Genomic DNA, 12030 nt, shown 5'->3' with positions numbered 1-12030 from the left:
TGTCATGCGCCGGGCTCTGCCGCCAGCCACCCCGGCACCGCGTGCGGGGTGGCGGACAGCCAGCGCACGTACCGCTCGACGCCCGCCCGGACGTCGATCCGCGGGGCCCAGCGCAGCAGTTCACGGCACTGCTCGGTGGCCGCGTAACCACCCAGCGGGTCGCCCTCCGGCAGGGGAGTGGTGACGAAGCGCGACTGCGGGAAGTGCGGGGCGATCAGTTCGGCGACCTCGCGCACCGACGTCGGTACGCCGGTGCCGACGTTGACGGTCGCCCCGGCCATCCCGTCCTCCACCAGGGCGAGCGCGGTGGCCGCGGCCACGTCCTCGACGTGCACCAGGTCCCGCACCTGGACCCCGCCCCCGTTCAGCCGCATCGGACGGCCCAACCGGGCCTGCATGGACAGCCAGGCCACCATCCACGAGTGGCTGCCGGGCTTGGGGACCTGTGGATCGCCGTAGACCGAGAAGTACCGCAGCACCGCGTACTCCGGGGTCTGGGGTCCGTTCAGCATCAGCCGGGTCTGGTGCTCGGCCCAGAGCTTGGAGTTGGCGTACACCGACACCGGGAGCAGCCGCTGGTCCTCCTGGAAGACCTGCGGCCCCCGTATGGCGGGGTCGCCGTTCCCGTACACCGCGGCCGAGGACACCAGCACCAGCCGGCGCACGTCGGAGGCCGCGACCTCCTCCAGCACCACCTGCGTGCCCTCGACGTTCGCCCGGAAGGCGATGTCCGGCCGGCGCGTGCACGCCGCCACGTCGGCGTACGCCGCGGCGTGCACCACGTAGTCGGCGCCGGTCAGCACGCGGCGTACGGCTTCGCGGTCGCAGATGTCACCGACCACCACGTCGGCGCCGAGCCGGTCGACGCCGAACAGCGTGGAGTGCACCGCGTCCGGATAGGCGTCCAGCCGGTCCAGCACCGTCACTTCCGCGTCCACCCGCCGCAACAGCCGGGCCAGCCGACTGCCGACCAGGCCGGCGCCGCCGGTCACCACCACCCGGGAATCCCGGAGTTTCTCCAGTCGGGCCTCCACCGATTCCTCGAAGACACCGTGTGCCGGACTCCCCGTTCCGACACCGTCATTACCGTTCGCATTGCCGTGCGGTGCGACGTTCTGCTTTCCGTTCACCGTTCCGGGCATGGGTCCCTCTCTTCCCGCATAACGGAGCACGAGCCGGCCCGGCGTGGGCCAGCGGTCAGCATGTCCGGCGCCGATTCCGGTGGCCAGAGCGCCATTTCGGCAGTCTTGCGGCGCGCATCCGGACCGCCGTACTGTCCGGATTCACCTGTGTCGGATCGACCGGCACGGCACAAAAGCCCGGCGGGCCGGAAAAGCGGAGAACCGGAGGAATTGATGACGCCTTATCGGCTGAGCGGAGCCGTGATGACCCACCCCAAACGCCGTGCCGCGGCGGAACGGCTGGCGCGGTCCGCGCCACCGGGAGCGCTGCACGTCGTCATGGATCCCGACCCGGCCGGCAAACCGTCCGTATTGCGGACCGCACTGTGCGCCTGGGAGGCAATCGAGGACGGCGCGACCCATCAACTCGTCGTCCAGGACGACATGATCCTTTCCGATACGTTCTTCGAACGCGCCCGGCTGGCGATTGCCGAGATGCCGCACGCCGCACTCGCGCTTTTCGCGCTCTGGGACTCCCGGAACGGCGCCGCAGTGCGATTCGGTGCGCTGGCCGGGGCCCGGTGGGTGGGCGCCGTCAACGAGTACTTTCCGTGCGTCGCCATCATTCTTCCCAGGGAAGTCGCCGCCGGATTTGCGGCTTTCGGTCGACGCCATCTTGACAGTTGGCCCGACGACATCCTGATGAACCGCTACTTACGCGCGAACGGAATCCCGGCATATGTTTCGGTCCCCAGCCTCGCCGAGCACGAGGACCACGGCAGCATCTCCGGCAATGCGTTCCGCGGCCCGCGCCGTTCGGTCTGCTTCGTACCCCGGGACGTTCCCGGACACGAAGGTGCGCGCCTGACCGACCTGCGGGTGCTGCCCTTCTTCAAGCAGGGCGTGGCGCAGTGCGCGGTGCGCCTCGACGAGCCCACCGACGGGGCGGCCCCGCGCCCGGCTCGGGACGCCGGCCGCTGGCTGCACCTCGACTGCGAGCAATATCTGGAGGGGGTGGGCGTCCGCCTGGGAAGGCGGCAATCGGCCATCGTGCGAATGGCCGAAGTCACCACCCCCGAGGCGGCCGAGGGGGCCTGGCTGACCGCCTTCACGATGGGCCTCGTCCAGCGGCGGGACGGACTCCGCTGCGATCCGGTGGCCCCTGGTCCCGACGACCCGGCCGGCCCGGGCCCTCAGGGCGACGCGGTTCCGGACGCGGCGACGGACGACGTCGCCCCTGATCCGGCGGTGCTCGCCGAAGCCCTCGCGACCGTGGGCCCCGGCGGGATCAGTTACGCGCAGTCGGAGGACCGGATCGCCGCGCAGCGGGAGGAGCTGACCCGGATCACCCTGGCCGGCCTGGCCGCCGGCCACGAGGCGGGCGAACGCGCCCGACGGGCCCGCCGCGCCCTCCGCAACACGCCGCCCGTACCGCACCGCGGTGACCGTCCCGCGGCCGAACCTCGCCGGCCCGCACCCCGTTCGACCGCGCCCGAACGGCCTGCCCCGCACCGGCCCGCAGCCGACCGCACGGCTTCCGGCCGGGCCCGAGCCGAGCGTGGCGAGCCCCCGCGCGTCGACGTGCTCGGCGCCGGCACCCCGCTAGGCGAACACCTCGTCCGCGGGCTGGCCGACGCCGGCCACCTCGTCACCACCCTGGCCCCTCGCCCGTCCGGCCGTCCCGCCCACGCACTGCTGGACCTGACGGGCCTGACCCGCCCGCACGCCGAGCCCCCGGCCCGCGGCGCCGCCCCCGTCCTCACCCTCCAACTCCCCACCCGCGCCACTGCGTTGACCCTGCACATCGGCGACCTCTACGGCCCCGGCTGCCCCCACGACTCCCGCATCGGCCGCCTGGTCTGGGACGCCCTGCGCAGCCAGCCCCTGACCCTCGACGACCCCGCCGGGACGCTGCGCCCCTTGCACACCCGTGACCTGGTCGGGGCCCTGTCGGCGCTGCTGCGTACCGCACCTGCGGAGCCCGTGCTCTCTCTGGCGGGCGCCGTGGTGACCACCTCCGAGCTGGCCGAGGTGGTGCGCACGGCCGTCCGTCCCGTCCCCCTCGTCCCCTCCGGGTCGGCCTCGCGTCCCGCTCCCGAGGGCTCCGCCTGGCCCCCGCCCCCGCCCGGCTGGAAGCCGCTCACGGAACTTCCCTACGGGCTCCACACCCACGCCCAGTGGCTCGCCTACGAAGGCATCCACTTCGTCCTGGAGGTGTGAACTCCGTTACGGCTGCCGCCCGTTCCACTCCCCGGCGGGGTGGGGCGGGCGGCTGCCCCGCCCCGCGCCACCCGGACCGCCCCGACTCCACCGTGCGTCCGACCGGAAGGTGGTGGGGATCGCTCCCCACCACCGTCGTCAGACCGCCGCGCGGACCGGCTGCCGCACCGCCATCGCGTTCAGCCGGATCGCGCACTGCGCGACGTCGTCCATCGTCAGTGCACCGGCCGGGTCGGCGCCCAGCGCGATCGTCACGTTCACGCAGAAGGCGAGGGCGTACACGTGCCCCTCGGTCTCCTCGTCCTGGAGCGCGAACAGCAGGTTGTAGTAGTAGCTGGTGGCGTCGGGCGAGTCGCCGTAGAACGACAGGTGGGTCCCCTCCTGGCGGCCCAGGCCGATGAACACGTCGGTGAGCGCGGCCTCGGCGCGCTCCCAGAAGGCGGGGTTGCCGAACGGCTCGTTGAGCGCCTGACGGACGGCCTCCCTGAGGGACATCACCATGACGCCGACGGGCGCGGTCTCCTGGAGTCCCCAGCCCCGCACGATCTTCACGGTGGAAGCCTCGGGGAGGGCACCCGCGGCCCGGCTGATCTCCCCGAAGTCGAAGTCCACGGTCGCCGGCGCGATCGCGTACTGGAACGTGTCGGCGATGGCCTGCGCCTGCTCCAGGACGGCGGGGCTCACCTCGAAGACGGTCTTGAACGTCGTCTTCTCGGCGGTGGGTCGGTCGGACATGACTGCTCCTCACATGCGAAAGATCGCGTCGCGCCGAGCGGCAAGTATGCCGCTGTCCCGGTCCGCGCCCGTCACCGCCCTCACCGTTGGGCCGTCACACCGCCCGGGTCGCCCCGTCCTCCCGGCGCACCAGAACCGTCGGAGCCGCCCGGAAGGGAGGCAGCCGCCGAGCCGTCCGACCCACCCGATTCACCCGTGCCACCGGAAGCGTCAGCATTGGCCGCACCGCCGGTACCCCGCCACAACTTCGGTGTTGCCGCCCCCACCAGCACCACCGCCACCACGCACAACACCCCACCGCTCACCAGCGCCGTCACCCCCGACGTCGCATCCGCCACCACCCCGCCCCGCAGGTTGCCGAGGTCCGGGCCGGCCTGCCCGACGATCTGTTCCGCGGCGCCGACCCGACCCAACAGCTCGTGCGGGGTGTGCGTCTGGACGACGGTGCTCCGGGAGACCACCGAAACCGTGTCCGCCGCGCCCGCCAGCACCAAACAGGCCAGCCCCCACCACCGGCCGGGCGCCAGACCGAAGAGAGTGAGCGCCAGCCCCCAGGTCGCCGACCCGCCGAGCACCACCAGTCCGGGGCGGGGCAGCCGGGTGAACGTCCCGGAGAAGAGCGAAGCGACGAGCCCACCGACCGCGATCGCGGACAGGAACAGCCCGAGCGTGCGTGGATCGTCCCCGAACCGTTCGGCGTTGATCAGCGGGAACAGGCTGATCGGCATCGACAGCACGGTGGTCGCCAGATCCGTCAACAACGCCCCGCGGACGAGGGGCGTGCGCACCAGGAAGTCCACTCCGTCCCGGACGCCCCGCAGCCCGGAACGGGCCGCCGCCGCACCCGGCACGGTGATCGACGGCAGCTGGCACGCCCCGTACAGCGTCCCGGCGAAGCTCACCGCGTCGATCGCGTAGCAGGCACCGACCCCCAGCCACCCCAGTACGAGCCCGGCCAGCGCCGGCCCGGCCAACAGCGCGCCCTGGAAGGAGATCCGCCGCAGCGCCAGCCCGGCCGCCAGGTGTTCCGGCGGGAGCAACGCCGGCACGAACGTCTTCGCGGCCGGCCCGCCACCCGCCACGAAGCAGGACTGCACCGCCACCAGGAGCACCACGCCGACCACCGGCACGCCGCCGACGAACGCCTGCACCGCGAGAACCACCGAGGAGGCGGCCTGTCCGGCCGTCATCGCCACGTAGAACGTCCGCCGGTCCACCCGGTCGACGACCGCGCCCGCGAACAGCCCGAGGACGATGAGCGGCACCGCCTGGGCCAGCGCCACCGCACCGGTCCAGGTGGTGCTGTGCGTCGACTGCCAGACCTGGAACATCACGGCGACCACCGTCATCTGCCCGCCGAACCCGGACAGCGTCTGCCCGGCCCACAACCGCCGGAACGCCCGCGACGAGCGCAGCGGCGCGAGGTCGACCAGCGCGCGCCTCATTCCCACGCGGGGTCCTCGGCGAGCTTCGCGACGATCCGGTCGTGGAGGCTCCTGCGGTCCAACGCCCGCTCGATGTCGACGACGACCCGGCTGAGCGGATACGGCACCTCGGCCTCGATCTCCGCGAGCGCGGCCTCGGTGGCCCGCCACTCCGCCGCCAGCCGCCCGATGACCTTCCGGCTCTTTGCCGTCAGCGTCACCCGCCTGCTCCGCGCGTCAGCGCCCGGCACGGTCCGGACCCAACCGGCCGTCCGCATGGCGGCCACCTTCTGGCTCAGCGCCGAGGGGGTGAGACCGACCGACGTCGCCAACGTGCCGATCGTCATCGGCCCGCAGGCGTCGAGCCGCAGCAACTCCCGTACGAAGCTCGGCTTCAGGCCCTCGATCCGCCGCTCCGCGTAGACCCGCGCGATCTCCGCGTCCATGGCCTCCTGGAGCTCCCGCAACGGTCGCCACAGGCTCTCCCGACTGGGATCGTCCGCCCCGCCGCCGCGGGGGTCCGTCTTCTCCTCCGTCATCCGCCGACCGTAACAGCAGTTGCGTAAGCACTTACATAAGTGCTTACGCAAAACCTTCGGCGTCCCACCACGGCCCGAGCAGGCCCCCCGAACAGCCCCTACTCCAGGGGGCGTTCAGGAGTGGCGCAGCGTTTCGGTGGCGACCTCCAGGAAGTCGCGGAGCAGCCTCTCGCGCCGGTCGGCGGCGACGGCCAGGCAGGTCTCCTGGGCCGGGGCGTCCGTGACGGGGAGGTACACGAGGTCGGGGCGGGAGTAGGACCGCGCGACGCCCAGCGGAATGAGGGCGATGTTGCGTCCGGCGGCGATGAGCTCGAACTTCTCCTCCAGCGTCAGGGTCCGCCGCTTCGAGGTGTCGAGCATCCGCTCGCCTTCGAGGTCCGCCAAGGTGAGTTCCTGACGGCACGCCAGCGGATGCGCCGCGGGGATGCAGGCGACCCGGGGTTCGTGGCCGATGGGGACGACGCGCAGACCCGTCTCGTCGAACGGCCGCCGCAGATAGCCGACTTGGGCGCGACTGTCGCGCAGCGGCCGGTCCTGCTCCCACCAGCGTGCCGGGATGACGTCGATCTCGACGTCCGCGTGGCGCGAGGCGAACGCCCGGATCGCGTCCGACACGTGCAGTCCCGGCGAGAAGGCGACCGCGAGGCGCTGGACGCCCTGCTCGACGTCGTGGACGCGCCGGACCGCCGCGGCGATCGAGGGGAGGAGTTGCTGCGCCTCCTCGTAGAGCTGCTTGCCGGCGGTGGTCAGCTCCACGCTGCGGGTGGTCCGCAGGAGCAGCGTGCACCCCAACTCCTGCTCCAGGGACTTGATTTGACGGCTGAGCACCGGCTGGGCGATGTAGAGCTGTTCCGCCGCCCGGCCGAAGTGCCGGTGCTCGGCCACCGAGGCGAAGTAGCGGAGTTTGCGGAGATCGAGATCCATACCCCGAAGGTATCAATTGTCGGGAAGGGTATTGGACGCGACGGATCGCCGCCCCGAGACTCGAAGCATGATCGTCATCACCACTCCCACCGGCCAGATCGGTGGCCGGCTCCTGGAGATCCTCCTCGCCGAAACCCGCACGCGCGGCGAACGGTTGCGCGTCATCGTGCGCGACCCCGGAAAGCTCCCCGACGCGGTCCGCGCCCACGTCGACGTCGTCACCGGCTCGCACGACGAGCCCGAGGTCGTCGACCGGGCGTTCGCCGGCGCGGACGCCGTCTTCTGGCTGGCGCCGTCACACGGCCGGGCACCAAGCCTGGACGCCCTGTACTCCGGGTTCACCCAGGTCGCCGCGAAGGCGTTCACCACCCACGGGGTCGGGCACGTCGTCGGCGTCTCGGCGCTCGGCCGCGGCACCCCCGTCGCCGACCGCGCCGGGCACGTCACGGCGTCGCTGGCCATGGACGACCTCATCGCCTCCACGGGCGTGGCCTACCGCGCCCTCGCCAACCCGACCTTCTTCGACAACCTGCTGTGGCAGGTGGCCTCGATCCGCGACCGCGGCGTGTTCACCGAGACCGTCGCCGCCGACCGCTCCGCACCGCGGGCCGCCACCCGCGACATCGCCGCGGCCGCCGCCGCCCTGCTGCTCGACCGCTCCTGGATGGGGACGGGCGAGGTTCCGGTGCTGGGCCCCGAGGACCTCGCGCCGAACGACCTGGCGGAGATCATGTCCGACGTGCTCGGCCGCCCGATCCGCTACGAACGGCAACCCCTCGACGCGTTCCGCACCGAACTCGCCGGCCGCGGCATGCCGGCCCCCCTTGTGGACGGCTACGTCGACATGATGCGGGCCAAGGACGACGGCCTCGACGACGGGGTGCGGCGCACCGCGGCCACCGCGAGCCCGACGACCTTCCGCGAGTGGTGCGAGCGGGTCCTCAAGCCGGCGGTGCAGGCATGAGCGCCGGGACCGCCCTCATCGTCGGCGCCTCCCGAACCCTCGGGCTCGGCCTGGCCGCCGAGTACGCACGCCGCGGTTGGGACGTCATCGGGACGGTCCGGGGCGAGGGGCGCACCGGCCTGCACGACCTGGCCGACGCCTCCGACGGGCGCGTCACCGTCGAATCGCTCGACATGACGGAGCCGGACCAGATCGCCGCGCTGCGCGAACGCCTCGCCGGACGCACCCTCGACCTGCTCTTCGTCAACGCCGGCATCACGCGCGGCGACCTCCCCGTCGGCGAGGTCCCGACGGAGATGTTCGTCGACGTCATGGTCACCAACGCGCTCAGCCCGATGCGCGTGGTGGAGTCGCTGCGCTCGCTGGTGGTGCCGACCGGGACCATCGGCGTGATGTCCTCGCGCCAGGGCAGCCTCACCTTCAACACCAACGGTGGTCACGACGTCTACCGCGCCAGCAAGTCCGCGCTGAACCAACTGATGCGCAGCTACGCCGCCCGGTACGCCGACTCCGCGCACACGCTGCTGCTCATGTGCCCCGGCCACGTTCGCACCGAACTCGGCGGACCCGACGCACCGTTGACCATCGAGCAGTCCGTCCCGGGGGTGGCGGACACCATCGACCGGCACCGCGGCGAACCGGGCCTGCGGTACCTCAACTACACGGGCGAGCCCGTGCCCTGGTAGCCGCCGCAGGTGCCTGACGAGGCCCGCCTCGGGGTCGTCGCGCATGGCCGGGGCCGTTGCCCCTCGACGATGCGGTCGCCGCCGCGCTCCCGGCCCCCTGCATCCAGCAGATCATGCAGGCAAAACTGTACAGCTAAGCCTGTAGACATTACGGTGGGGGCATGAGCGAGAACCCGAGCCCGTCGCCGTCGGCGATCGAGGCGTCGCGCGACGTCCGTGCCGTCATCAGCCGGCTGCGGCGCCGCATCCTGAACGCCTCCCAGGTCGAGGACATCACCTTGGGCCAGGCCTCGGTGCTGGCCCGCCTGTCCGACCAGGGGGGCGTCACGGCCAGCGAACTCGCCTCCGTCGAGGGGGTGCGGCACCAGTCGATGACGGCCACCGTCGCCGCGCTCGCCAAGCGGGGACTGCTCCAGCGCAACCCCGACCCCGACGACGGGCGGCGCCTGCTGATCACCCTGACCGCGGAGGGCCGGCGTCGGGTCGAGGAGGGGCGACAGGCCCGCACGGAATGGCTCGCCGGCCAGTTGCAGGCCAAGTGCACGGAGGACGAACGCCGGGCGGTGATCGCCGCCATGGCCGTACTGGAGCGACTGACCCATGACTGAGGCGACCACGGGGGCCATACGAGGGACCGACAAGCCGGGGTTCGACCGGCGGCTGCTGCCGCCCATGATGCTCGGCTCGGTCCTGAACCCGATCAACTCCACGATCATCTCCGTCGCGCTCGTCCCCATCGGCGTCGCCCTGGGCGCACCGGCCTCGCAGACCGCCTGGCTGGTCTCCGCCCTCTACCTGGCCACCTCGCTCGGACAGCCGGTCGTGGGACGGCTCATCGACCTCTTCGGACCGCGCAAGCTCTTCCTCCTCAGCACCGCCCTCGTCGGCCTCGCCGGCGTGGTCGGCACCCTGGCACCGAACCTCGGGGTGCTGATCGTCGCCCGCGTCCTCCTCGGCTTCGGCACCTGCGCCGGCTACCCCGCCGCGATGGCACTGCTGCGCAGCGAAGCCGAGCGCACCGGACGGGACAGCCCCGGCGGGGTGCTCACCGCCCTGGCGGTCGCCAACCAGACCGTCGCCGTCGTCGGTCCGCTGCTCGGCGGGGTGCTGATCGCGGTGGGCGGCTGGCGCGCCACCTTCGCCCTGAACGTTCCGCTGGCCGTCGCCGCCGTGCTGCTGGGGCTGCTCCGACTGCCCCGACCGGCCGGAACGGACCGGCCGGCGCCGCGCGGCCGCCTGACCGCCCAACTCGACCTGCCCGGCATGGCCCTGTTCGCCGCGCTGCTCGTCTCGCTGCTGCTGTTCCTGATGCACCTGCACCTGCGCAGCTGGTACCTGCTGGTGATCGCCGTCGCCGCGGGCGGCGCGTTCGCGGCCCGGGAACTGCGGGCCGCCACGCCCTTCATCGACCTGCGGGTACTGGGCGGCAACCGGCCGCTCCTGGCCACCTACGGACGCGCGCTCGTCGCCTACGTCGTCTCCTACGCCTTCCTCTACGGCTTCAGCCAGTGGACCGAAGAGGGCTTCGGACTGACCCCGTTCCACGCCGGTCTGGTCCAGATCCCCATGTTCCTGATGGCGATCGGCGTCTCGGTCGTCAGCGGACGGCGCCCGGGTGTGCGCGGGAAGCTGCTCGTCGGCGCGGTCGGACAGATCGTCGCCTGCCTGGTGATGCTGACGCTGTCCGGACGGAGTCCGCTGTGGACGCTGCTCCTCGTCGCGCTGGTCTTCGGCATCCCGCAGGGGCTGAACAACCTGGCCCTGCAGAACTCCGTCTACTTCCAGGCCGACCCCGAACGCACCGCCTCCTCGGCCGGACTGCTGCGCACCTTCGCCTACATCGGCTCGATGGTCGCCTCCTCCGCGACCGCCGCGTCCTTCGGCCGACGCGTCGACACCGGCGGCATGCACCACCTCGCCTGGGTCATGCTCGGCGCCGGCGTGCTCTACCTCCTCCTGACCGTCTTCGACCGCACGCTCGGCCGCGCGACGACGCCGACCGCCCAGTGACCCCCGACGACTCCGACCAGGTCGCCACGCCCCTGCCCCGCTCGCACCCCGCACCGCGAGACGTCCACGCCCGCGCCCACCGATCGCCGTCCCCGCACAGAAGGAACTCCACGACTCCCATGTCCCGTACCGCCCTGCTGCTCATGGACCTCCAGGCCGGCCACCTCTCGCACGTGCCCGACACCTACCTGCCGCACGCCGTGCGCGCCCTCCACACGGCCCGCGCCGCCGGCGTCCCGGTCCTGCACGTGGCGCTCCGACTCCGCCCCGGCCACACGGACGCCCACCCCCGCAACAAGGTCTTCGGTGCCCTTCCGCCGCACCTCTTCACGGCCGACGACCCCGGCGCCGCCATCCACCCCGACGTCGCCCCCGCCGACGGCGAGATCGTCGTCCACAAGAACCGCGTCAGCGCCTTCGCCGGCAACGACCTGCGGCAGGTCCTCGCTGCCCAGGGCATCGAGCACCTCGTCCTGGCCGGCATCGCCACCGGCGGCATCGTGCTGTCCACCGCCCTCCAGGCCGTCGACCTCGACTACCAGGTCACCGTCCTGTCCGATGCCTGCGCCGACCCCAACCCCGCCCTGCACGACACCCTCGTCCACGACGTCCTCGCCCGCCGCGGCGAGGTCACCACCGTCGAGGAGTGGGGACGGGCCCTCGGCGCCGGTGCCTGAGCTAGCGCGGACGGCCCTCGGCTGACGACCGGCCGACCGCGTGCTGCGCCGCGGCGATCGACAGGACCGCGTCGGCCAACTCCTCGGGCGAGCGGCCGTCGCCGGAGTCGAGGTGGTCGAGGCCCAGGCGGTGCACCTCGGACAGCATGAGCGACTGGTAACGCCCGGTCCGGGCAAGGAACTTGTCCATCAGGTGGCGTTCCCCGGCCGTCGCCTCCGCGTAGCGGCCGGCGCCGTGGACCCGGCCGCGCACGACGGTTTCCTCGGCGGTGAGCCAGACGGCCGCGGTGTGCGGAACGGCCAGCCCGGCGACCCGGGTGGGCCACAGCGCCGAGCCCTCCAGGACCAGCCCGGTCCCGGCCTCCGCGCCGGTCGCGTGCGCGGTGATCAGGTCCTCGACGCGGGGCCAGAGCCGCGCGTAGTGGTCGAGGACGGAAGCGATCAGCTCGTCCAGGGGGAGCGCGGCGTAGTGCTCGGCGACGTGCGGCGGGACGTCCCGTTCCGGCGTCCGCCACGGTCGCCCGGGGTGCCGGGCCAGCCGGTCCGTCGACCGGTACGCGAACCGCAGCCGCTCCGCGACCACATGGGCCACCGTCGACTTGCCGACGTTCGAGGTCCCTCCGATGAGCACCACCCGCAGACCGCCCATGCCGACGACCCTAACCGAGCCGCCCGCCGCCGGTACCGCGATCCGGCCGGCGGCGCGCTTCCGCACACGGTCAGGGCACGG

At 72.7% G+C, this 12030-nt stretch carries 12 protein-coding genes; 6 read left to right on the top strand and 6 right to left on the bottom strand.

The window, feature by feature from the left end:
- Nucleotides 1-2: 2 nt before the first annotated feature.
- The gene (locus ACJ6WD_RS37170; RefSeq protein ID WP_267953424.1) at nucleotides 3-1142 is read right to left on the bottom strand and encodes an NAD(P)-dependent oxidoreductase; all 1140 of its coding nucleotides are present in this window, start codon (nucleotides 1140-1142) and stop codon (nucleotides 3-5) included.
- A 243-nt stretch (nucleotides 1143-1385) separates the two neighbouring features.
- On the opposite strand from ACJ6WD_RS37170, the gene ACJ6WD_RS37165 reads away from it, so the two are divergent.
- On the top strand, nucleotides 1386-3341 hold the full coding sequence (locus ACJ6WD_RS37165; RefSeq protein ID WP_407617451.1) for a hypothetical protein: 1956 nt from the start codon (nucleotides 1386-1388) through the stop codon (nucleotides 3339-3341).
- A gap of 138 nt (nucleotides 3342-3479) precedes the next feature.
- Here ACJ6WD_RS37165 and ACJ6WD_RS37160 read toward each other — a convergent pair whose 3' ends face one another.
- The 4 genes from ACJ6WD_RS37160 to ACJ6WD_RS37145 form a co-directional block, all read right to left on the bottom strand.
- Nucleotides 3480-4076 carry a Type-2Aa cytolytic delta-endotoxin gene (locus ACJ6WD_RS37160; protein WP_407617450.1) on the bottom strand — a complete coding sequence of 199 codons (597 nt, stop codon included), beginning with the start codon at nucleotides 4074-4076 and terminating at the stop codon, nucleotides 3480-3482.
- Nucleotides 4077-4156: 80 nt separating this feature from the next.
- Complete coding sequence (locus ACJ6WD_RS37155; RefSeq protein ID WP_407617467.1) at nucleotides 4157-5521, bottom strand: MFS transporter; 1365 nt, start codon at nucleotides 5519-5521, stop codon at nucleotides 4157-4159.
- Complete coding sequence (locus tag ACJ6WD_RS37150; RefSeq protein WP_407617449.1) at nucleotides 5518-6039, bottom strand: MarR family winged helix-turn-helix transcriptional regulator; 522 nt, start codon at nucleotides 6037-6039, stop codon at nucleotides 5518-5520. Before ACJ6WD_RS37150 ends, ACJ6WD_RS37155 begins: the two co-directional genes overlap by 4 nt.
- Nucleotides 6040-6153: 114 nt before the next feature.
- Nucleotides 6154-6963: a LysR family transcriptional regulator gene (locus tag ACJ6WD_RS37145; protein ID WP_407617448.1), complete on the bottom strand. Its 810-nt coding sequence runs from the start codon at nucleotides 6961-6963 to the stop codon at nucleotides 6154-6156.
- A 67-nt stretch (nucleotides 6964-7030) separates the two neighbouring features.
- On the opposite strand from ACJ6WD_RS37145, the gene ACJ6WD_RS37140 reads away from it, so the two are divergent.
- The 5 genes from ACJ6WD_RS37140 (at nucleotide 7031) to ACJ6WD_RS37120 (ending at nucleotide 11300) form a co-directional block, all read left to right on the top strand.
- Nucleotides 7031-7927, top strand: coding sequence for an NAD(P)H-binding protein (locus tag ACJ6WD_RS37140; protein WP_407617447.1), 897 nt, complete (start codon nucleotides 7031-7033; stop codon nucleotides 7925-7927).
- Nucleotides 7924-8613 (top strand): SDR family NAD(P)-dependent oxidoreductase, encoded by a 690-nt coding sequence (locus ACJ6WD_RS37135; protein WP_331247561.1) that lies wholly within the window; start codon nucleotides 7924-7926, stop codon nucleotides 8611-8613. Before ACJ6WD_RS37140 ends, ACJ6WD_RS37135 begins: the two co-directional genes overlap by 4 nt.
- A gap of 161 nt (nucleotides 8614-8774) precedes the next feature.
- Nucleotides 8775-9221 carry a MarR family transcriptional regulator gene (locus ACJ6WD_RS37130; protein ID WP_331247562.1) on the top strand — a complete coding sequence of 149 codons (447 nt, stop codon included), beginning with the start codon at nucleotides 8775-8777 and terminating at the stop codon, nucleotides 9219-9221.
- A complete protein-coding gene (locus ACJ6WD_RS37125) occupies nucleotides 9214-10623 on the top strand; it encodes an MFS transporter (RefSeq protein WP_407617446.1) in 1410 nt (469 codons plus the stop codon). The genes ACJ6WD_RS37130 and ACJ6WD_RS37125 overlap by 8 nt, the downstream gene beginning before the upstream one ends.
- A 119-nt stretch (nucleotides 10624-10742) precedes the next feature.
- A complete protein-coding gene (locus tag ACJ6WD_RS37120) occupies nucleotides 10743-11300 on the top strand; it encodes a cysteine hydrolase family protein (RefSeq protein WP_233661225.1) in 558 nt (185 codons plus the stop codon).
- Between the two features lies 1 nt (nucleotide 11301).
- Here ACJ6WD_RS37120 and ACJ6WD_RS37115 read toward each other — a convergent pair whose 3' ends face one another.
- Nucleotides 11302-12015: a hypothetical protein gene (locus ACJ6WD_RS37115; RefSeq protein WP_407617445.1), complete on the bottom strand. Its 714-nt coding sequence runs from the start codon at nucleotides 12013-12015 to the stop codon at nucleotides 11302-11304.
- Between the last annotated feature and the right edge of the window lie 15 nt (nucleotides 12016-12030).

Source organism: Streptomyces sp. VTCC 41912, from assembly GCF_045799175.1.
In the GTDB taxonomy this organism is placed as follows: Bacteria; Actinomycetota; Actinomycetes; order Streptomycetales; family Streptomycetaceae; genus Streptomyces; species Streptomyces albulus_C.
This window is presented reverse-complemented; position numbering and strand designations above follow the sequence as displayed.